At 65.5% G+C, this 21963-nt stretch carries 17 protein-coding genes; 13 read left to right on the top strand and 4 right to left on the bottom strand.

Going from position 1 to position 21963, the window contains the following annotated elements; all coding sequences use genetic code 11:
• Positions 1 to 6: 6 nt before the first annotated feature.
• Complete coding sequence (locus PTE31013_RS23430) at positions 7 to 1446, bottom strand: aldehyde dehydrogenase family protein (protein WP_150615046.1); 1440 nt, start codon at positions 1444 to 1446, stop codon at positions 7 to 9.
• A gap of 260 nt (positions 1447 to 1706) precedes the next feature.
• Here PTE31013_RS23430 and PTE31013_RS23425 point away from each other — a divergent pair, with 260 nt between their 5' ends.
• From PTE31013_RS23425 to PTE31013_RS23405, 5 genes are all read left to right on the top strand, one after another.
• Positions 1707 to 3143 (top strand): FAD-binding oxidoreductase, encoded by a 1437-nt coding sequence (locus PTE31013_RS23425; RefSeq protein WP_150615045.1) that lies wholly within the window; start codon positions 1707 to 1709, stop codon positions 3141 to 3143.
• A gap of 205 nt (positions 3144 to 3348) precedes the next feature.
• Positions 3349 to 4392 carry an ABC transporter substrate-binding protein gene (locus PTE31013_RS23420; protein ID WP_150615087.1) on the top strand — a complete coding sequence of 348 codons (1044 nt, stop codon included), beginning with the start codon at positions 3349 to 3351 and terminating at the stop codon, positions 4390 to 4392.
• A 45-nt stretch (positions 4393 to 4437) separates the two neighbouring features.
• Positions 4438 to 5559 (top strand): ABC transporter ATP-binding protein, encoded by a 1122-nt coding sequence (locus tag PTE31013_RS23415; protein WP_150615044.1) that lies wholly within the window; start codon positions 4438 to 4440, stop codon positions 5557 to 5559.
• A 99-nt stretch (positions 5560 to 5658) separates the two neighbouring features.
• Positions 5659 to 7365, top strand: coding sequence for an ABC transporter permease subunit (locus tag PTE31013_RS23410; RefSeq protein ID WP_150615086.1), 1707 nt, complete (start codon positions 5659 to 5661; stop codon positions 7363 to 7365).
• Positions 7366 to 7412: 47 nt separating this feature from the next.
• Positions 7413 to 8324 carry a dihydrodipicolinate synthase family protein gene (locus PTE31013_RS23405; protein WP_150615043.1) on the top strand — a complete coding sequence of 304 codons (912 nt, stop codon included), beginning with the start codon at positions 7413 to 7415 and terminating at the stop codon, positions 8322 to 8324.
• 38 nt (positions 8325 to 8362) lie between these two features.
• Here PTE31013_RS23405 and PTE31013_RS23400 read toward each other — a convergent pair whose 3' ends face one another.
• Complete coding sequence (locus PTE31013_RS23400) at positions 8363 to 9238, bottom strand: IclR family transcriptional regulator (protein ID WP_150615042.1); 876 nt, start codon at positions 9236 to 9238, stop codon at positions 8363 to 8365.
• A 150-nt stretch (positions 9239 to 9388) separates the two neighbouring features.
• Between PTE31013_RS23400 and PTE31013_RS23395 the strand changes: the two genes are divergently transcribed.
• From PTE31013_RS23395 to PTE31013_RS23375, 5 genes are all read left to right on the top strand, one after another.
• A complete protein-coding gene (locus tag PTE31013_RS23395) occupies positions 9389 to 10573 on the top strand; it encodes an alpha-hydroxy acid oxidase (RefSeq protein ID WP_150615041.1) in 1185 nt (394 codons plus the stop codon).
• Between the two features lie 102 nt (positions 10574 to 10675).
• On the top strand, positions 10676 to 11203 hold the full coding sequence (ppa, locus tag PTE31013_RS23390) for an inorganic diphosphatase (RefSeq protein WP_017235373.1): 528 nt from the start codon (positions 10676 to 10678) through the stop codon (positions 11201 to 11203).
• Positions 11204 to 11376: 173 nt separating this feature from the next.
• Entirely contained in the window at positions 11377 to 12513 is a 1137-nt protein-coding gene (locus tag PTE31013_RS23385; RefSeq protein ID WP_425495592.1) for a GNAT family N-acetyltransferase, read from the top strand.
• 159 nt (positions 12514 to 12672) lie between these two features.
• The gene (locus PTE31013_RS23380; protein ID WP_150615085.1) at positions 12673 to 14772 is read left to right on the top strand and encodes an NAD(+) synthase; all 2100 of its coding nucleotides are present in this window, start codon (positions 12673 to 12675) and stop codon (positions 14770 to 14772) included.
• Positions 14773 to 14878: 106 nt separating this feature from the next.
• Complete coding sequence (locus PTE31013_RS23375) at positions 14879 to 15217, top strand: P-II family nitrogen regulator (RefSeq protein WP_017235376.1); 339 nt, start codon at positions 14879 to 14881, stop codon at positions 15215 to 15217.
• 18 nt (positions 15218 to 15235) lie between these two features.
• On the opposite strand, the gene PTE31013_RS23370 is transcribed toward PTE31013_RS23375, so the two are convergent.
• The gene (locus tag PTE31013_RS23370) at positions 15236 to 15913 is read right to left on the bottom strand and encodes a Smr/MutS family protein (RefSeq protein ID WP_150615039.1); all 678 of its coding nucleotides are present in this window, start codon (positions 15911 to 15913) and stop codon (positions 15236 to 15238) included.
• A gap of 98 nt (positions 15914 to 16011) precedes the next feature.
• Positions 16012 to 16968 carry a thioredoxin-disulfide reductase gene (gene trxB / locus PTE31013_RS23365; RefSeq protein WP_150615038.1) on the bottom strand — a complete coding sequence of 319 codons (957 nt, stop codon included), beginning with the start codon at positions 16966 to 16968 and terminating at the stop codon, positions 16012 to 16014.
• A 324-nt stretch (positions 16969 to 17292) separates the two neighbouring features.
• On the opposite strand from trxB, the gene PTE31013_RS23360 reads away from it, so the two are divergent.
• The 3 genes from PTE31013_RS23360 to PTE31013_RS23350 all read left to right on the top strand — a co-directional run bounded on the left by PTE31013_RS23360 (position 17293) and on the right by PTE31013_RS23350 (position 21819).
• Entirely contained in the window at positions 17293 to 19614 is a 2322-nt protein-coding gene (locus PTE31013_RS23360) for a DNA translocase FtsK (protein WP_150615037.1), read from the top strand.
• Between the two features lie 5 nt (positions 19615 to 19619).
• Entirely contained in the window at positions 19620 to 20270 is a 651-nt protein-coding gene (gene lolA, locus PTE31013_RS23355) for an outer membrane lipoprotein chaperone LolA (RefSeq protein WP_150615036.1), read from the top strand.
• A gap of 142 nt (positions 20271 to 20412) precedes the next feature.
• Positions 20413 to 21819 carry a replication-associated recombination protein A gene (locus tag PTE31013_RS23350; protein WP_150615035.1) on the top strand — a complete coding sequence of 469 codons (1407 nt, stop codon included), beginning with the start codon at positions 20413 to 20415 and terminating at the stop codon, positions 21817 to 21819.
• Positions 21820 to 21963 lie beyond the last annotated feature (144 nt).

Below are 21963 nucleotides of genomic sequence, written 5' to 3'. Positions count from 1 at the left end.
TGCCGGTCAACCGTGCTGGATGGCGACGGTCTTGAGGGTCGTGAAGCCATAGAGGGCTTCGAAGCCTTTTTCGCGCCCGTGCCCGGAGTGCTTCCGCCCGCCGAAGGGTAGCTCCACGCCGCCGCCCGCACCGTAGTTGTTGATGAAGACTTGTCCCGCGCGAATGTCGCGTGCCAGGCGCATCTGACGTGCGCCGTCGCGCGTCCATACGCCGGCGGCCAAACCGTAGGGCGTGCCGTTGGCCAGGCGCACGGCGTCGGCCTCGTCGGCAAACGGCATGGCGGCGAGCACCGGGCCGAACACTTCCTCGTGGGCGAGACGATGGGTGGCGGGGACGTCGCGCAGCAACGTGGGTGCCTGATAGAACCCCGTTTCCGGTGCACTGCCGACGACCTCGCCCTGCGACATCACCGCAATGCCATCGTGCTGCGCTTCGGACAGGAAGTCCCACACGCGGTGCTGCTGACGCGCGTTGATCAGCGGGCCCAGATCGAGATCGTCTTGCGAGCGTCCCACGCGCAGGTGCGCGAACGCCTCGGCCAGGCGCGCGAGCAGCGTCTCGTAGGCGTCGCGCTCGACGAGCAGCCGGCTGCCGGCGGAACAGGTTTGTCCGGCGTTCTGCACGATGGCGTTCACCACGACGGGAAGCACGGCGTCCATGTCGGCGTCGGCGAAAACGATCTGCGGCGATTTTCCGCCGAGTTCGAGCGTGACCGGCGTGTGGTTTTCCGCGGCCATCTGCGAGATTAGCGTGCCGGTCGCAGGCGAGCCGGTAAACGAGATGTGATCGATGCCCGGATGCCGCGCGAGTGACGCACCGGCCTCGGCGCCGTAACCGGTCACGATGTTGAGCGCTCCCGGCGGCAGCCCCGCCTCGATCGACAGCTCGGCGACGCGCAGCAGCGACAGGCAGGCGTCTTCGGCCGGCTTGACGACGCAGGCGTTGCCGGTCGCCAGGGCCGCGGCCACGCTGCGCCCGAAGATCTGCAGTGGGTAGTTCCACGGAATGATGTGACCGGTCACGCCGTGCGGTTCGCGCAAGGTGAAGACGGTAAAGCCTGGCTGGTAGGGAATCGTCTCGCCGTGCAGCTTGTCGGCGGCCCCGGCGTAGAACTCGAAATAGCGAACGATGGCGGCGGCGTCGGCGCGTGCCTGCTTGAGCGGCTTGCCGGTGTCGCGCGCTTCGAGCTGTGCCAGTGCCTCGTGATGTCTGGCGAGCACGTTCGCCATCGCGTAGAGCACGCGGCCGCGCTCGGCGGCGCTGGTGCGTCCCCAGTCGCCGTCGAAGGCCGCACGCGCCGCCTTCACGGCACGGTCGATGTCCTCGGCGTCGCCGCGGGCGATCTGGGTGAAGACTTGTCCGTCAGACGGATCAACGACGGGAATCGTAGGGCTCTTCGCGGGAGCGACCCATTGGTTGCCGATGAAGTGTGTAGCTTCGGGCATGACGACGTCACCTCGTGTGGGGGTGGCCCTCATTATCACTTAACTCGCGAGGGCGTTGACCGTCACATGCGTTACATCCGCATAAACACCTAAAACGAGTGCAATGCAATTAAAGAGATTTTATTGCAATTTTTTATCGCCTATCCTTGATCGCAATGAATCGCCAGACGGGCGTCTGACGGGGTCCTGCCGCACGCCGCACGTCGTGACCCGCACCGTGGCGACATCGTCGAAATGAAGTATTCAGGAGTCCGCAGGCAATGAACGACGCAGTCACGCGCGAAACACTGATTCCCCGGTTGCAAGACGCGCTCGGCGCCCACGCCGTGCTTGGCGACGCGCCCGATATCGTCGGTTACACGGAGGACTGGCGCGGACGATACCGGGGCGAGGCGCTGTGTGTCGTGCTGCCGTCGACCACCATACAGGTGAGCGATGTCGTCAGGCTGTGCGCCGCCGCGGGGGTGCCAATCCTGCCGCAGGGCGGCAACACGAGCCTGTGCGGCGGGGCGGTACCGCCTGCCGACGGCCCGGCGCCCGTCATTCTGAATCTGGCGCGCATGCGTCAGGTCCGGCAGGTCGATGCCGCCAACGGGTCGATGATCGTCGAGGCCGGGTGCATCCTGAAAACCGTGCAGGAGACGGCGGCCGGCGTCGGACGCTTGTATCCGGTGAGCCTCGGCGCCGAGGGGTCGTGTCAGATCGGGGGCACGCTCTCGACGAATGCCGGCGGTACGAGCGTGCTGCGCTATGGCAACACGCGCGAGAACGTGCTGGGGCTGGAAGTCGTGCTGGCCGACGGCACGATCTGGGACGGCCTGCGCGTGCTTCGCAAGGACAACACGGGCATCGATCTCAAGCATCTGTTCATCGGGGCGGAGGGCACGCTGGGCATCATCACGGCCGCCGCGCTCAAGCTGCATCCGTTGCCCACGCAGCATTCGCTCGCGTGGTTTGCGCCGCGCGATCCGGCCGCCGCGCAGCAGATACTCGGCAGGTTCCAGAACGCGTGCGGCTCGCGCCTGTCGGGCTTCGAGATCATGAATCGCCACCAGCTCGATCGGGTGCTGGCCAATGTGCCGAATCGCCGCAATCCGCTCGCAGACGCGCATGCGTGGCATGTGCTTGTCGAGTTGAGCGACACGCGCGACGCCGACGGGCTTGAGGCCGTGCTGACGCAGACGTTGGGCGAGGCCATCGAACAAGGGCTGATTGAAGACGCCGTCATCGCGGCGAACGACACACAGCGTGCCGATCTCTGGGAAGTGCGCCATAGCGTGAGTGAAGCCAACAAGAAGGCGGCTGTCGGGCTCACGACCGATTGCGCGGTGCCGGTGTCGAGCGTGCCCGAGTTCATCGACGCCGCCACACGCGCCGTGCACGCCGTCGTGCCGGGACTCGACATCGCGATCGTCGGCCACATGGGCGATGGCAACGTGCACTTCATCCCGATGTTCTCGTTTGCGGCGTGGGCGGCGCTCCCGGACAGCGGGTCGATGGGCGACATCCTGCGCGCCTGCGTGAACGACGTTGCCGCACGGCTGTCCGGCACGTTCAGCGCCGAGCATGGCGTTGGCCAGACGGGCTTGCCGCTCATGCAGCGTTACAAGTCGCGCGCGGAACTCGCGCTCATGCGCACCGTGAAGGCGGCCCTCGACCCCAACCAGTTGTTCAATCCGGGGCGTCTCGTTCCCTGAGTCATTTCACGTATTGCTGTTTGTTTTGCCATAACCGCGTGCGCGGCGGCCGTGCCGAAGTTGCGCGCCGTCGCCGCGCCCACCCTCCCCGTCAAGACCGGAGACCATGATGAAACGCAAGCCCTTCGCAAGCCCGCTTGATACCGCTGACACCCACGCCGGCGATGACGCCGTGTCGCTCGCACAGCCTGGCCGTCGCACCGCCATGAAGACGGCGCTCGCTGGCGCTGCCGCCGTGGCGTTCCCGTTCGTGTGGACGCCCGCGCGCGCCGCCACCAAACGCATCGTCGTGCGCGACGATGGCGGCATTTACACCAAGGCGTATGACGCTGTGTTCTACAAACCGTTCGCCAAGGCGAGTGGCATCGAGGTCGTGGGCGTGCAGGCCAACGCGGAGCCGACCGCGCAGATCAAGAGCATGGTCGAGGCGGGCAGCTACACGTGGGACATGGCCAAGATCAGCCAGCCTGCGATCCTGCTGCTCACGGGGGGAGGCAAGGAGTACCTGGAGCGGCACGGTCTCGAGTCGGACCCCATCATCGCGAAGATTCCGTCGCAATACATGTCGCCGTTCGGCGTGGGAACCAACATTTACTCGACGGTGCTCGCCTATCGCACCGATGCGTTCAAGGGCCGCAAGGCGCCGGCGTCGTGGGCCGATCTGTGGAACGTGAAGGATTTCCCGGGCCGTCGCGCCATCCGAAAGTACCCGTTCGACACCATCGAAGAAGCGCTGCTGGCCGATGGCGTGGCGCCCGGCTCGGTGTATCCGTGCGACTTCGATCGCGCCTTCAAGAGCCTGGACAGGATTGCCAAGCATGTGGACGTGTGGTGGACCACCGGCGCACAAGTCGAGCAGATGCTTGGGTCCGGCGAGGTCGACATGGTCGCCACGTGGGCCTCGCGCGCGCAGTCGGCGCAGGCCAACGGCGCGCCCGTGGAGATCGTGTGGAATCAGAACATCTGGGGTTGCGACAACTGGTCGATCCTCAAGGGCACGCCGAACGCCGGCGCTTGCCGCGAGTTCATCAAGTTCGCGAGCGATCCGAAGCGTCAGGCCGAGCTGACCAAGTTCTTCCCGGCCGGCATGACGCAACCCGAAGCGTTCAACTACGTCAAGCCTGATGTAGCAAAGCGCTGCCCGACGTTCCCCGAGAACATGAAGAGCGGCGTGCAAATCAACGCGAAGTTCTGGCAGCAGAACCAGAGCATCGCGCTCGAGCGTTTCAACCGTTGGATCCTTACCTGATCCTCACCTGCCGTTTCGTTTCAGGTTTTTTTGGGTGCTGATCTCATGACCGTTGCCAATCTCCAAGTCTCGGGCCTGTCCAAGCGCTACGGCGATTTCGTCGCGCTTGCCCCGACCGACCTCGATGTCGCCCAGGGCGAATTCCTGACCTTGCTCGGCCCAAGCGGCTCGGGCAAGACCACCTTGCTCTCGCTCATCGCGGGTCTGTCGCAGCCCGATGCGGGCGCCATTCGCATCAACGGGACCGATGTCACGTACGGCGCGCCGTACGAGCGCGATATCGGTATGGTGTTCCAGAACTACGCGCTGTTCCCGCACATGACCGTGGCGGAGAACATCGCATTCCCGTTGCAAATGCGTCGCACCGACGCACAGGCCGCTCGCAAGATGGTCATGAGCGCGCTGGAGATGGTGCATCTGCCGCACGTGGCGGAGCGCTATCCGCGCGAGCTCTCGGGGGGGCAACAGCAGCGCATCGCCCTCGCGCGCTGTATGGTCTACCGGCCGTCGATCATCCTGATGGACGAGCCGCTGGGCGCGCTCGACAAGAAGTTGCGCGATCACATGCAGCTCGAGATCAAACGCATTCACCGCGAACTCGGCACCACCATCGTGTACGTGACGCACGATCAGGAAGAAGCGATGACGATGTCCGATCGCATTTGCCTGATGAACGCCGGGGAAATCGCGCAACTGGGCACGCCGGACGATCTGTATTTCCGTCCGACGAGCGTTTTCGTGGCCGATTTCCTCGGTGAGTCCAACCTGCTCGATGCCACCGTGCTCGAGCGCGCGGGCGATCAGGTGCGCGTGGCGATGGCGGGCGTGGAAGGCGCGAGCGGCGCCGAGGCGATGGTCTACGACCCGCAGGTCGAGCGCGGCCGAGCGGTCAAGTTGTTGCTGCGCCCGCAGAACCTGCATATCCATGATGGCGGCGGCGTTGGCGACGGCGTGGCGACGATCTCGGCGAGGCTCACCGACATCATGGTCACGGGCGGTATGACGAAGCTGTACCTGCAATCGTCGGTGATGGGCGGCCAGGCGGGCGAGGTGGGCAAGTCGCTCGTGGCGTCGTTCCCGACACATCGTCGTGGCAACCGTTTCGAGATCGGGCAGACGCTCGGTCTCGCATGGCGTGCCGACGACGCTGTCGCGATCGCGGGGTAAGCGATGAGTGCATCCGCCGTGGTTCGTCCTTCGTCGTCCCGTCACGCGCAGCTGGCACCGCGCCGTGCCCGCTGGCGTGCGCGCCTGCGCCCGCTGCTCATGGCCGCGCCCATCGTCATTCTGCTGGCGGTGATGCTGATCTATCCGGTCGGTCAGTTGCTGCTGCTGAGCATTCGCGGCGAGAGCGGCTTCACGCTCGCCGAATATCAGCGCTTGTTCGCCTCGTCGGTGTACGTCGACGTGTTGCTCATCACGCTCAAGGTCTCGCTCTATACGACCTTCTTTGCCGTCCTCACGGGCTATCCGATTGCCTACCGGCTCTCGACGCTGAGCGGCGCGCGCAAGCAGCGGCTGCTGTTCTGGCTCCTGCTTTCGTTCTGGACGAGCTTCCTCGTGCGCACGTTCGCCTGGGTGGTGCTGCTTGGACGTAACGGCGTGATCAATCGAACGTTGCTCGATCTGGGCCTGATCGATGCACCGCTCTCGCTGCTCTATAGCTTCCCGGCGGTGTTGCTCGGCATGGTGCATGCGCTCATGCCGCTGGCGGTGCTCACGATGCTCTCCGTCATGGAGAACATCGACCGCCGTCTGCCGAGCGCGGCATCGACGCTGGGGGCACGCCCCGGCACGGTGTTCTGGCGGGTGTATTTCCCGTTGTCGCTGCCGGGTGTGGCCGCCGGAGCGCTGATGGTGTTCGTCACGTCGATCGGCTTTTTCATTACGCCGACGCTGTTGGGTGGGCGTCACGAAACGATGATCACGCAGCTCATCATCGACCAGGTCATGCAGGCGTTGAACTGGGGCTTCGCGGGTGCGATCTCCGTGCTGTTGCTCGCCGTGGTGCTGGTGGTGTTCTTCGTCTACGACCGCATGGTCGGGCTGTCGACGATGGCCGGCGGCACCGGCGACGCCAAGACGGGCAAGCGTCGCGGCGGGTGGAGCCGAGCGCTTGGCGAGACCGTCCTCACGGTGCTGGGCAACGTCACTGATCTGCTGTTGCGTGCGATGCCGCGTCACAAGGGCGAACCGGGCGACGGTCTCGTGCTGCGCGCGATCGTGATCCTGCTGGTGGTATTTCTCGCCGCACCGGCGCTGCTGATGATTCCGATGTCGTTCGACTCGGCCTCGGGCCTGGCCTGGCCGCCGAAGGGCTTCTCGCTGCAGTGGTATCAGCAGATCTGGGAGTCGCCGTTGTGGATGCAGGCGGTCACGCGTTCGATGCTCGTCGGCATCGGTGCGGGTCTGCTGTCGATGCTGATCGGCACGCCTGCCGCGTTCTTGCTGGTGCGCGGCGGCATGCGCGGCAAGTCGGCGATGCTTGCCTTCGTGCTTGCCCCCATCGTGGTGCCGCGCATGATCCTGGCCGTCGGCGTGTTCTATTTCTTCGCCAGGATCGGCCTGGTGGGCTCCAGCGTGGGGCTGACCCTCGCGCATACGGTCGTGGCCGTGCCGTACGTCGTCATCACGATGATGGCGGTGCTGCGCAACTACGACACGCGACTCGACCTGGCGGCCTACAGCCTGGGAGCGCGTCCGTGGGCGACGCTGCGCCGCGTGACGTTCCCGATTCTCGGTGCGGGCCTGCTGTCGTCGTTCCTGTTCGCGTTCGCCACCTCGTTCGACGAACTCACGATTGCGCTGTTCACGTCGGGCGGCCTGTCGACCACCCTGCCCAAGCAGTTCTGGGACGAGATCACGATGCAGATCTCGCCGGTGATCGCCGCCGTCTCAACGTGTCTTTTCCTTTTCATCGCCGCACTCATCTGGGTAGCCGAGCGCTTGCGTCGACGCAGCCTGACGACCTGATGCGGTATCCGATTTCACTGAACTCACGATTCACGGACGTTTAACTCATGCTTCGCTCTGCACAACTGACGGGCATTCTGCCGGCGATTCCCACGCCGGTGAATGCCGACGACACGATTCACACCGACGCGGCGCGCGCGCTGATGCGGTACCTGCTGGAGCAGGGCATCGACGGCGTTGTGCCGCTGGGCGGCACTGGCGAGTACGGGGCGCTCTCGCGCGCCGAGCGCGTGCGCATGGCCGAACTCACGGCACAGGAAGTGAAGGCCCACGGCCGCGACGTGCCGGTGATCGCCGGCGTGCTCGACCCGGGATACCACGACGCCATCGAAGCCGGCCGCGACTTCGCGGCCGCCGGTGCCGACGGCCTGCTCGTGCTCACGCCGTACTACACCAACCCCACGCAAACCGGTATCCGCGACTACTTTCTGCGCTATGCCGATGAGTCGCCGGTGCCCATCCTGATCTACGAGATTCCGTATCGCACGCGCATCGCGATTGCGCCCGAAGTGCTGCACGAACTGTCGCGCCACGAGAACATCGTGGGCATGAAGGCGTGCAACACCGACATGTGGCATTTCCTGCGCACGATCGCGGGCGTCGACGCGTCGTTCGCGGTGCTGAGCGGTGAGGACACCCTGTTCCCGTTGCATGTGGCGGCCGGGGCACGCGGCGGCATCGTGGTCACGGCATCGCTGTTGCCGAGCGCGTGGCAACGCATCTTCAAGCTCGCGTCGGAAGGCAGGACGGCCGACGCGCTCGACGTGCACCGCTCGCTCATTCCGCTGATGAGCCTGGCGTTTGCCGAGACGAACCCGGGGCCGATGAAGTCGGTGATGGACCTGATCGGCGTGCAGGCCCCGGCGATGCTCGCCCCGCTGGTGCCGCCCGCGCCGGCACTGTCGGCTGCACTGCGCGAGGAACTGACACGGCAACTGGCGATTTTCGAAGGGCGCTGAGGCCGAGGGCGGTTCGGACCTGCCGCCGCTCGAGGGGCTTAGCGGCGGAAGGTCGAGATGCGCGACTTCGAGATCGAGGTGGCGGCGACTTGAACGTGCGGTGCGAGTTCGGCCTCGACGCGCTCGCGCGTCCAGCGCGAGGTCGGCACCGAGATATTGATGGCGGCGACGGCGTGTCCGTCGTGATCGGTGATGGGGGCGGCGACCGAAATGTCTCCCATCACGGTTTCGCTCTCGACGATGGCATAGCCGCGTCGCGCGGCCGTCTGGATGCGTTCGAGGAGCTTTTTCTCGTCTGTCGTGGTGTATGGCGTCATCGGTTCGAGCGACGTGCTCGCGAGGATTTCCCGCACGCGCGCCTCGGGCAGGCGCGACAGCATCGCGATGCCGGAAGCGGTGAACATGGCCGGCAGGCGCGCCCCGACGACGATGCCGATATTCACGAGATGCTGACCGGGAAAGCGCGCGACGTACACGATCTCGTGGCCGTCCAGCTCCTGCAGGTTGGTCGTCTCGCCGACGCGACGGAAGATGTCGAGCAGATACGGTGCGGCTTTCTCGACAAGATCGTTCGCACGGATGTAGTTGTACGAGAACTGAAGCACCTTGGTGGTCAGGCCGTAGGTGCGGGTCTCGGGCACGCGAAACAGATAGCCGAGTACTTCGAGCGTGTGCACGAGCCGCTGTGTCGCGCTGCGATCGAGCCCGGCTGCCTTGGCGATGTCGCCGAGCGTCATGTAGCGCGCCGGGCCGTCGAAGGCGTGCAGGACTTGAAACGTCTTTTCGGTGGATCCGACGAAGAGTGACGAGCGTGGCGTCGAGGGGGCGGCGTCGGTCACACCGGAGGCGTTGGCTGGCGTGGTGGCCGGCGCGTCTTCGGTACGGCCGGACGACCGGGCGGGCAAGCGCGGCATGGAATGTACCAATATGTTCGGATTGTAACGATTGTGATTGTAATGCAATTGTTTATGCGCAAGTGGTGAATTGCCGTGAAGTTCGGTCGTGGGACAGGGCTTGAGACCGCGTGGCGCGCGCCACGGGGCGATCAGGGGATAGGGGGAGCAATGCACGCGTTTTCCTGCGTGGAGGATTACCGCCGGGCCGCCCGGCGGCGTCTGGCGAAGCTGGCGTTCGATTACCTGGAGGGTGGGGCGGAAGACGGCGACGCGTTGCGCCGCAACCGCGATGCGTTCGCGCAGTGGGGCTTCGCGCCGCGCGTGATGACCGATACGTCGCGATGTTCGAGCGCGACGACCTTCTGGGGGCGTGACGCCGCCGCGCCGATGGCGGTGGGGCCGACCGGACTCAACGGGCTGTTCTGGCCGCGCGCGGATGAGCGGCTCGCTCGCGCGGCGGCCGATGCCGGGCTGCCGTTCGTGCTGTCGACGGCGTCGACGTCGTTGCTCGAAGACGTTCGCGCGGCGGTGCCCGACGGCGAGATGTGGCTCCAGCTTTACGTGCAGCAGGACCGGCGCATCGCCGAGAGCATGATGCGCCGTGCGCGTGAGGCGGGTTTCCGCACGCTGCTGTTGACCGTCGACACGCCGGTGCACGGCAAGCGCGATCACGACACGCGCAACGGCTTCAAGCTGCCGTTGCGCATCACGCCGCGCCTCATTGCCGACTGCGTGCGGCATCCGCACTGGAGTTGGCAGATGCTGGCCCATGGCGCGCCGCAACTGCGCAACATCGCCAGGAGTGTGGGCGAGCGTGCCGATCTGGCGCGTCATGCGGCGGTGCTGAGCCGTCAGATGGATCTGTCGCTCGGTTGGGACGATCTGGCCTGGGTGCGCCGCCACTGGCCGGGCGAAGTGCTCGTCAAGGGCATCCAGACCGTGGACGACGCCCGGCTGGCGCAAGCGCACGGCGCGGACGGCATCGTCGTGTCCAATCACGGCGGGCGGCAACTGGGCAGCACGCTCGCGCCGCTCGAGGCGCTGCCGCCGATCGCCGAGGCGGTGAGCGCTCGTGGGCCCGCCATGGCGGTGTTTCTCGACGGTGGCGTGCGGCGCGGCGCCGATGTGGCCAAGGCCGTGGCGCTGGGAGCCAAGGGGGTGTTGCTCGGCCGTGCGCCGCTGTATGGCGTGGCGGCACGCGGTGGCGATGGCGTGGCGGGGGTGCTCGCGCTGCTGCTTGGGGAGTTGCACACGACGATGCAGTTGCTGGGCTGCGCGAGCGTGGGTGAACTGACGCCACAGCGGCTGGCTCGGCTGCGGGCAATACAGGGGAACCAGGCAAACCCGCTATAATGTTTGGCGCCCGATTGCCGTCGGGCGGCGTGGCATCCGGCAGGTTGGCGGGCGTGCATGCCGTGCGGCGGCGTGCCCCTTTTCATACACAGGAATGCCATCATGAGCTTCAACCACGTGCCTGCCGGCAAGGACATCCCCAACGATTTCAACGTCATCATCGAGATCCCGGCGCAAAGCGACCCGGTGAAGTACGAAGCCGACAAGGAACTGGGCCTGCTGGTGGTCGACCGTTTCATCGGCACGGGCATGCGCTACCCGGCCAACTACGGTTTCATTCCGCAAACGCTGTCGGGTGATGGCGACCCGGTCGACGCGCTGGTCGTTACCCCGTTCCCGCTGCTGGCTGGCTCGATCGTGCGCTGCCGCGCCCTGGGTCTGCTCAACATGACCGACGAGTCGGGCGTGGACGCCAAGCTGGTGGTCGTGCCGGTCGACAAGATCTGCCCGATGACGGCGCACATGAAGTCGATCGACGACGTGCCGGGTTACCTGAAGGATCAGATCAAGCACTTCTTCGAGAACTACAAGGCGCTCGAGAAGGGCAAGTGGGTCAAGATCGAAGGCTGGGAAGGCATCGAAGCCGCCCACAAGGAAATCGTCGACGGCGTGGCCAACGCCAAGAAGTAAGCGGATTTCGCCTACGGCGTCGCCGGTCGACGCCAGACAAGCCCGGCCCGCGTGCCGGGCTTTTTTGTTGCCCGCTGAACGCCTCGCCAAGTTCGGCGACAATGGCAGCCAGTTCGAGGGTTCAATGCCGGCGGCCGCGCAGTCGGCTCGCAGGTTCACAGACGAGGTGAGGGGTGAGCAGCGACGTAGTCATACGTGTAGTGCATATGATCGAAGACGTGCCGGCCGACGCGTGGAATGCGCTCGCGCGCGGCAACCCGTTCGTGCAGCACGCGTTCCTGCATGCCATGCATACGAGCGGATGCGCGTCGAAGCGCACCGGCTGGCAGCCGGCCTATCTGCTCATGCATGCCGGCGACAGCCTCGTGGGCGCCATGCCGCTCTATGTCAAATCGCATTCGCGTGGCGAGTATGTGTTCGATCACGCGTGGGCCGAGGCGTTTGCGCGTCATGGTCTGAACTACTACCCGAAGCTGCTGTGCGCCGTGCCGTTCTCGCCGGTGACGGGGCCGCGTCTGCTGGCGCGCACCCACGCCGAGCGGGTCGCGCTCGCTCGCGGCGCGATCGCCTTCGCAAAGCAGCTCGAGTTGTCGTCGATTCACGTGCTCTTCGCGCACGACGACGATCTGGCGGCACTCACCGAGGCGGGCTATGCGCTGCGCGAGGGCGTGCAGTTCCATTGGGAGAACCCGGGCGTCGCCTCGTTCGACGCGTTTCTTGCACAGATGAATCAGGAAAAGCGCAAGAAGCTCAAACAGGATCGCCGGCGCGTGCGTGACGCCGGGGTGACATACCGTTGGCTGCGCGGTGCCGATATTGACGAGGCCGCGCTCGACTTCTTCTATCAGTGCTACGACAACACGTATCGCGAGCATTGGAACGCGCCGTACCTGACGCGCGCCTTTTTTGGCCAGTGGCATGCGGCGATGCCCGACACGCTGCTGCTCGTCGTGGCCGAGCGCGAAGGCGAGCCGCTGGCATGCGCGCTCAATGTGGTGAGTGGCGACACGATGTACGGACGGTACTGGGGCACGACCGCATTCGTCTCCGGCATGCACTTCGAGACGTGCTACGCGCAGGGCATCGAGTATTGCATCGTGCATGGGCTGCGCAGCTTCGAGGGCGGGGCGCAAGGGGTGCACAAGATGTCGCGCGGTCTGCTGCCCACGCCCACTTGGTCAGCCCACTGGATTGCCGATGCGCGCTTCGCCGACGCCATTGCCGAATTTCTCGATGCGGAAACCTCGGCGATGGACGAGCATATCGGCGAACTGGAAGCCCATACGCCGTTCAAGCGCCCGGCGTCCTGACGGCTGCCGTGCCATGCGCTGGCGCCCGGCACGGCGGCGCCTCGCGTAATATACTGGCGATTCTCACGTCCGCCGCTTGCGCCGGGCGGGCGCCGGCCCACGGCGGCTCCGCCTGCCGGCGTAACGGCACACGGACGAAGCATGGTAGCCGCCCACGACATGACCCACCGATTTCTCAATCTCTACAATCACGATTTCGCGCGTGTGGCCGTCGGCGTGCCGCAATGCCGTGTTGCCGATCCCGCCTACAACGCGGCGCAGACGATTGCGCTCGCGAAGCAGGCCGACGCCGGTGGCGCCGTGCTCGTCGCCTTCCCCGAACTGGGCATTCCCGCCTATAGCTGCGAAGACCTGTTCCAGCAGCGCGCATTGCTCGACGCGTGCGACGCGGCGCTCGCCGACATCGTCGCTGCGAGCCGCGAACTGGGCACGGCGCTGATCGTCGGCATGCCGGTGCGCGTGCAGCAACGCCTCTTCAATTGCGCGGTGGTTGTTGCGCGCGGGCGCGTTCATGGCGTGGTCCCCAAAACGTACCTGCCGAACTACAGCGAGTTCTATGAAGCGCGTCAGTTCAACGCGGCCGATGACGCTGGCGTCGATACCGTGACGCTGCTCGGCGACGAGGTGCCATTCGGCGCGCTCGTCTTCGAGGCGGTCGACCAGCCGTTGCTGCGCTTTCACTGCGAGATTTGCGAGGACGTCTGGGTGCCCGTGCCGCCGTCGTCGTTCGCGGCGCTGGCCGGGGCGACCGTGCTCGTCAACCTGTCGGCCTCGAACGTGGTCGTCGGCAAGTCGGCCTACCGCCACCAACTGGTTGGGCAACAGTCGGCGCGATGCCTCGCCGCCTATCTGTACACGTCGGCTGGGCAGGGCGAATCGACGACCGATCTCGCCTGGGACGGCCAGGCGCTCATCTATGAAAACGGTGACCTGCTGGCCGAGTCGGCGCGCTTCGCCAGCGATTCCCATCTCATTTATGCGGACGTCGATCTGGAGCGGCTTGCGCGCGAGCGCATGCATCAGACGACGTTCGGCGTGTCGGTGCGCCGCCATGCCGACGAGGTGGCGCGCTTTCGCACGATCAAGGTCGATGTCACGATGCCGCGCGGCGTCGAGCTGCCGCTTGCGCGCGGCATCGAACGCTTTCCGTACGTGCCGTCCGACCCGCGCCGTCGTGACGAGCGTTGCCACGAGGTCTACAACATCCAGGTGCAGGCGCTGATGCAGCGCCTGGCCTCGTCGAAGATTCAGAAGGTCGTGATCGGCGTGTCCGGCGGCCTGGACTCGACACACGCGCTGCTCGTCTGCGCGAAGGTCATGGACCGGCTCGGACTGCCTCGCACGAACATCCTCGCGTACACCATGCCCGGCTTCGCCACGAGCGAGCGAACGCTGCGCCAGGCGCGCGAGCTGATGGCGGCGGTGGGCTGCACGGCGCATGAAATCGACATCCGCCCGAGCTGCACGCAGATGCTGGCAGACCTCGACCATCCGTTCTCGCGAGGGGAAGCAGTCTACGACGTCACGTTCGAGAACGTGCAGGCCGGCGAGCGCACCAATCATCTGTTCCGGCTGGCGAATCACCTGGGCGCGATCGTGATCGGCACCGGCGACCTGAGCGAGCTGGCGTTGGGCTGGTGCACGTACGGCGTGGGCGACCATATGTCGCACTACAACGTAAACGCCAGCGTACCCAAGACGCTCATCATGCACCTCGTGCGATGGGTCGCCGAGACGGGGCAGTTGGGCGGTGCGGCGTCGGCCAGGCCTGGCAAGCCCGGCAAGGATGCCGAACCGCGGCGCAATGTTCTCATCGACATTCTCGAGACGGAAATCAGCCCGGAACTCGTGCCGGGCAAGGCCAACGGTGCACCGGAGCAGCGCACCGAGCATTTCATCGGGCCGTACGAATTGCAGGACTTCAACCTCTACTACACGCTGCGCTTCGGCTACGCCCCGCGCAAGGTGGCGTTTCTCGCGTGGAGCGCCTGGCACGATGCGACGGCGGGGCGTTGGCCTGACGAAGGCCACATCGCGCGTCACGCGTACGATCTGGTCGCGATCAAGCGTAACCTGCGCATTTTCCTCGACCGGTTTTTCCGAACCAGTCAGTTCAAGCGGTCGTGCATTCCGAATGCGCCGAAGGTGGGCACGGGGGGCTCGCTTTCGCCACGCGGGGACTGGCGGGCGCCGAGCGACTCGGAGTCGGTGGTGTGGCTCGCCGACCTGGACACCGTGCCCGACGACCCGCGGGCCTGAGCCCGTTGTGGCGGGTGCGGCGCGCAGTCATCGGCGCACGGTGCCCGGACCGGTACAATAGCCCAGCGAATTTTCAGAACAATCCAACCAAGATATCGAGGCGACAATGAAACGCGTAACTGCCATCATCAAACCCTTCAAGCTCGACGAAGTCCGCGAAGCGCTGGCCGAAGTCGGCGTGACCGGCCTGACCGTGACGGAAGTGAAGGGTTTTGGCCGTCAAAAGGGTCACACGGAGCTGTATCGCGGCGCCGAGTACGTGGTCGACTTCCTGCCGAAGATCAAGATCGAGGTCGTCGTCGGCTCGGCACAGGCCGATCAGGTCATCGACGCAGTACTGGGCGCGGCGCGCACCGGCAAGATCGGTGACGGCAAGATTTTCGTGACCGATGTCGAGCGCGTGATCCGCATTCGTACGGGCGAAGAGGGCGAGCAAGCGGTCTGACGCCGGGGCGGGCGTGGCCTACCCGCGCGGCGTTCGCGTCTGCGCAGCCTGGAGCAGGACTATCAGCGCCCCGCTGCCGCCATCGCGTCCCTGCGCTTGCGCCCAGGCCAGCACCTGGTCCTTCTGCGCCAGCCAGCCCCGCACCTTGTCCTTGAGCACGGGTTCGCGGTTCACCGAACCGAGGCCCTTGCCGTGGATCACGCGCACGCAACGCAGGCCGCGCTTCACGGCGTCGTGCAGGAAGGCGGACAGTGCCTCGCGCGCTTCGTCGCGCCGCATGCCGTGCAGGTCGATCTGCGCTTGCACTACCCAGTCGCCGCGTTGCAGCTTGAGCAGGGCGTCGTGACTGATGCCGGGGCGGCGATAGGACAGGCGATCGTCGGTATCGAGCAGGGCTTCGGGATCGAACTCATCCGACAGCGATTCGTGCAGGACGGCCGCTTCATCCTGCTGCGTCAGGCGCGCCACCGGCTCGGGCGGCCGGCGCGGATGTTCGACGCGATCGGTCGCGCTCTTGCGAGCGATCGGGGCGATGTCGCCCACGCTGTCGCGGAACACGTTGGCGTCGCGCTTGGCTTGCGCGGCCCGTTTGGCGGCGGCCAGGCGCTCGGCTTCGCGCGCAGCCGACGCCTTGGCGATCGTGTCGCGCAGGCCGGCGAGGTCACCGAGACCGAGTTTGGGAGGCTTCTTGCTCATGGTCGTGCGAACAAGGACGGTGGAAGATCAAACGACAACGGCGCCCGGCGCATGTGAAATTTCACGCGGCGAGGGCGCCGTCGCAGGGCATGCGGCGATTACTGGTCGAGGTTCTCGAGGTAACGCTGGGCGTCGAGCGCGGCCATGCAGCCCGTGCCGGCGCTGGTCACGGCCTGACGATAGACGTGGTCTTGCACGTCGCCCGCCGCGAACACGCCCGGCACGCTGGTGGCCGTGGCGTTGCCGTTCAGGCCGCCGTGCGTGATGATGTAGCCATTCTTCATCTCGAGTTGACCTTCGAAGATATCGGTATTCGGTTTGTGGCCGATGGCGATGAACACGCCGTGCATCGCGATGGCTTCGCTGGCGCCGGTCTTCACGTTCTTGATGCGGATGCCGGTGACGCCCGAGTCGTCGCCGGTGACTTCGTCAAGCACGCTGTCGTACTTGAGTTCGACCGCGCCTTGCTTGGCCTTCTCCAGCAGGCGGTCGATCAGGATCGGCTCGGCGCGGAACTTGTCGCGGCGATGGATGACGGTGACCTTGCTGGCGATGTTGGACAGGTACAGCGCTTCCTCGACGGCCGTATTGCCGCCGCCGACCACGCAGACTTCCTTGCCCTTGTAGAAGAAACCGTCGCAGGTGGCGCAGGCCGACACGCCGCGGCCCGAGAAGGCGTCTTCGGAGGGCAGGCCGAGGTATTGCGCCGAGGCGCCGGTGGCGATGATCAGGGCGTCGGCGGTGTATTCGCCGGAATCGCCGATCAGGCGCAGCGGGCGCTCGTTCAGGTGCACCGTATGGATGTGATCGAAGATCATCTCGGTGTTGAAGTGCTCGGCGTGGGCCTGCATGCGGGCCATCAGCTCAGGACCTTGCACCCCGGTCGGGTCGCCGGGCCAATTCTCGACGTCCGTGGTGGTCATCAACTGACCGCCCTGGGCGATACCCGTGATCAGCACGGGCTTGAGGTTGGCGCGCGCGGCATAGACGGCGGCGCTGTAACCGGCAGGGCCGGAACCGAGAATCAGGACTTTGGCGTGCTTGGCAACGGACATGAACGAAGACTCACCGGAAAGGGATAGGGGCTGGCGCCCGATCCGATCCTGCACCGCGAGGGCGCGGCGCGGGGATTGGCGCAAACCGTCATTATAAGGGGCCGACGTCGTTTCGTTGATCGAGCCTTGCAATCGGCGCGATAGCCATCGGGACACCAACGCGCGCCGGACGCCCGCCAGGCCGTGGCCGTCCGACGGATGGCGCGGGGAGGCCCGGCGTTACTGCTTGTCACGTTTTCCTGCATTAAGCTGGGGAATAGTTGTTTACAATGGAGTCTTGCCGCGCGGCAGGCCGCCTGTCTGCCCGCCCAACCGCATCGCTTGATGACGACGAAATCTTCCTACTCTGCTGGTGCCGGATCGTCGTTACCCAACCGGGTGACGCACCTCTTCCATGAAATTCGCTGGATGGCGCAGGTTGCGCTGATGGTGTTCCTGTTGATGGCGTTGTTCTCCTACAGCCGTCTGGACCCCAGCTGGACGCATGCGGCACACGTGGAGCGCATCGCCAATTGGGCGGGCCGCGTGGGGGCCTGGGTGGCCGATATGCTGCTGCTCATGCTGGGGCTGTCCGCTTATTGGCTGGTGGTCTTCATCGGGCGGCGCGTGATTTCCGGGTACCGCCGGATCTCGGCCAAGCGCGAAGCACCCCCGCTGCGCGAGCGCCTCGCCAGCGGCGGATGGGTCGAGATCGTCTCGTTCCTGATGTTGCTGCTCTCCAGCGCCGGCATCGAATCGCTGCGTCTGTATCGTCTCAAAGTCCAATTGCCGCGTGCTTCGGGCGGCGTGATTGGCGAAACCGTCGGGGGCTTCTTCCAGCACGCGCTCGGGTTTACCGGCGGCACGCTGGCATTGCTGCTCATCTTTGCCTTCGGGCTGTCGTTGCTGTTCCATTTCTCGTGGCTGTCCCTGGCCGAACAGTTCGGCGCCCTGATTCTCGATGCCGGCACGGTGATCCGGCGTCGCCGCGAGGCGCGTCAGGACCGCCGGCTGGGCGAGGAGGCGGCGATCGCGCGCGAAGGGGCCATCGTGCAGAACCGCGTGCGTGCCGAAGTGCATGAGCCGGTGCAGATCGTGCCCCCGGTCAAGGTCGTCGCGAAGAGCGAGCGTGTCGAGAAGGAAAAGCAGGCGCCGCTCTTTGCCGATCTGCCCGATTCCATTCTCCCGCCGCTCGCGTTGCTCGACGCGGCCCCGGCCGCGCAAGAGACGGTCTCGGCGCAGACGCTGGAATTCACGTCGCGCCTCATCGAGAAGAAGCTCAAGGATTTCGGTGTCGATGTGAGCGTCGTGGCCGCCTATCCGGGGCCGGTCATCACACGCTACGAGATCGAACCGGCCACGGGGGTGAAGGGCAGCCAGATCGTCAACCTGGCGAAGGATCTGGCGCGTTCGCTCTCACTCGTATCGATCCGCGTGGTCGAGACCATCCCCGGCAAGAACTTCATGGGGCTGGAACTGCCGAATCCGCGTCGTCAGACGGTGCGCTTGACGGAGATTCTCGGCTCCGAGATCTACAACGATTCCGCGTCGCTGCTGACGCTCGCCCTGGGCAAGGACATCAGCGGCAAGCCGGTCGTGGCCGACCTGGCGAAGATGCCTCACCTGCTGGTGGCCGGTACGACCGGATCGGGCAAGTCGGTGGGGATCAACGCGATGATCCTGTCGTTGCTCTACAAGGCAACGGCGGAGCAGGTGCGGCTCATCCTGATCGATCCGAAGATGCTCGAAATGAGCATGTACGAAGGCATCCAGCATCTGCTGTGCCCGGTGGTGACCGACATGCGTCAGGCAGGCCATGCGCTGAACTGGGTCGTGGCCGAGATGGAGCGCCGCTACAAGCTCATGAGCAAGCTCGGCGTGCGCAACCTTGCCGGGTACAACAACAAGATAGACGACGCCGCGAAGCGCGAAGCGCACATCCCGAATCCGTTCTCGCTCACGCCCGACGCGCCGGAGCCGTTGCAGCGCCTGCCGTACATCGTCGTGGTGATCGACGAGTTGGCCGACCTGATGATGGTCGTCGGCAAGAAGGTCGAAGAGCTGATCGCGCGGATTGCGCAGAAGGCGCGTGCGGCGGGTATTCACCTGATTCTGGCGACGCAGCGTCCGTCGGTCGATGTCATTACGGGGCTGATCAAGGCGAACGTGCCGACGCGTGTGGCGTTCCAGGTGTCGTCGAAGATTGATTCGCGCACCATTCTCGATCAGCAGGGGGCCGAGACATTGCTGGGCATGGGCGACATGCTCTACATGCCGCCGGGCACCGGATTGCCTTTGCGCGTGCATGGGGCGTTCGTGGCCGACGACGAAGTGCATCGCGTGGTCGAGCGGCTCAGGGAGCAGGGCGAGGCGAATTACGTCGAGGGTATCCTGGACGGTGTGGTCGAAGGGGAAGACGGCGGCATCGACGGGGCAGCCGGTGGAACTGGAGAGGGTGGGGGCGAGTCCGACCCCCTGTACGACCAGGCCGTGGCCGTGGTGCTCAAGCAGCGTCGTGCGTCGATCTCGTTGGTACAGCGGCATTTGCGCATCGGCTATAACCGCGCGGCGCGACTGCTCGAACAGATGGAACAGTCCGGCGTCGTGTCGGCGATGGCGAGCAACGGCAACCGGGACATCCTGGTGCCGAATCGGGAAGGAGAGTAAGGAACATGTTGGGATTCAAGCGCGGCTTGCCGCTAATCGCGGGGGCTGTCGGCGTGACGCTGGCGGCGCTGGTCGCTCCGGCCTATGCCAGTGGTACGGCGCAGCTCAAGGCGTTCGCCGCGCAAGTGAAATCGGCGCGTGGCGAGTTCGAGCAAAAGCAGGTCAAGGGGCAGCAGGACGGTGCCGTGAAGGTGACGAACGCGGCCTCGGGAACTTTTGAGTTCTCGCGCCCGGGCCGTTTCATCTGGCGCTATGTCAAGCCTTACGATCAACTGCTGCAGGCCGATGGCGAAACGCTCTACATCTATGACAAGGACCTGAACCAGGTGACCGAGCGCAAGCTGGGCACCTCGTTGGGCGCGAGCCCGGCGGCGATCCTGTTCGGCAGCAACGACGTCGAAAAGAATTTCTCGCTCAAGGATGCTGGGGTAAAGAACGGCATCGACTGGGTGGAACTGAGGCCGAAGGCGAAGGGCACGCAGTTCCAGCGCGTGGGCATCGGGTTTCGCGACGGCAACCTGGCGGCAATGGAACTCTACGACGCGTTCGGCAACGTCACGTTGCTGACGTTCGACAAGATCCAGAAGAATCCGCCCATGCCGGCGGACAACTTCAAGTTCACGATGCCCAAGGGGGCGGACCTGATCAAGGGGTGAGCGCACTTCGCCCCTCGTCGTCGGTGATGCCCTCGTCGCTGCCGGTGCTCCTTGCCGGCGGGGCGGTGGCCGGGCTGGCATAATGGGGACATCTGACGATCCGAAAGCGGCCGGGGACTCCCCGGCCGCGCTGCTTGAGAACATGTCAAACGACGCCCCCCTGTCGGCTTCGGTGCCTTTGGCCGAGCGCCTGCGCCCCCATACCATCGACGACGTGATTGGCCAGCGCCACTTGCTGGGCAAGGGGAAGCCTTTGCGCGTGGCGTTCGAAGCGGGGCGTCCGCACTCGATGATCCTGTGGGGGCCGCCGGGCGTGGGCAAGACCACGCTGGCGCGCCTGATGGCTGACGCGTTCAAGGCGTATTTCATTGCGCTGTCGGCGGTGCTCTCGGGCGTCAAGGATATTCGCGACGCCGTCGAGGCCGCGCAGATCCAGCGTGCGCAGGGCAAGCAAACGGTGGTGTTTGTCGACGAGGTGCATCGCTTCAACAAGGCGCAGCAGGACGCATTCCTGCCGCACGTCGAATCGGGGCTTTTCATTTTCGTGGGCGCGACGACGGAGAACCCGTCGTTCGAGGTGAACGGCGCATTGCTCTCGCGCGCGGCCGTGTATGTGCTCAAGAGCCTGAGCGACGAGGAACTCGGCGAGATGGTCGTGCGAGCGGGGCATGAACTGGGCGATATCGGGTTCACGGACGAAGCGCGCCAGGGCCTGATCGACTCGGCGGACGGTGACGGCCGAAAGTTGCTCAACAACGTGGAAATCGTCGCGCAGGCGGCGATGATGCAGAACCTCACGACGATCGACGACGCGTTGCTCGCCAGCGTGCTTGCCGAGAATCTGCGGCGCTTCGACAAGGGCGGCGACGCGTTCTACGACCAGATCAGTGCGCTGCACAAGTCGGTGCGCGGCAGCTCGCCGGACGGCGCGCTGTACTGGTTCTGCCGCATGCTCGATGGTGGCGCCGACCCGCGTTATCTCGCGCGCCGCATTGTGCGCATGGCGTGGGAGGACATCGGCCTGGCGGATCCACGTGCAGCACGCATTGCGCTCGATGCGGCGGAGACTTACGAGCGTCTCGGCACGCCTGAGGGCGAACTTGCCCTTGCGCAGGCCATTTTGTATCTTGCCGCGGCGCCGAAGTCGAACGCGGGCTACAACGCATACAATCAGGCGCGGGCATTCGTCGGCAAGGACAAGTCGCGGGCGGTGCCGATTCATCTGCGCAACGCGCCGACGAAGTTGATGAAGGAGCTCGGCTACGGCCACGACTATCGCTATGCGCATGACGAGCCTGATGCCTACGCAGCGGGTGAGACATACTTCCCCGATGATCTGCGCGCCCAGACTTGGTATCGTCCGGTGCCGCGGGGCCTGGAAGGCAAGATCGGGGAGAAGCTCAATTGGCTGAAGTCGCTCGACACCGAGTGGCGGCGTGCGAACAGCAAGGGGCGTACAGCCGATGCCCCGGCGAAGCCGTCGGGCGCGGGGGCGTTGCCGTCTGGCAAGCCTGCGCCGGCCGAGCCTTCCGGGGATGAATCGACCTGACGCGGACGCGGCGGACAACGCAAACACGCCAAATGGCGAAATCGCGGTGTGCGTTTGGTAAAATCCCTGGTTTGATGCTGCCGCTGGTGCCTTGATGGGCGCGCGGGCAGCTGGAACGAATTTCCTGGCCCACCACGTTGGGCC

The sequence above is a fragment of the Pandoraea terrigena genome (assembly GCF_902459705.1).
GTDB classification, from domain to species: domain Bacteria; phylum Pseudomonadota; class Gammaproteobacteria; order Burkholderiales; family Burkholderiaceae; genus Pandoraea; species Pandoraea terrigena.
This window is presented reverse-complemented; position numbering and strand designations above follow the sequence as displayed.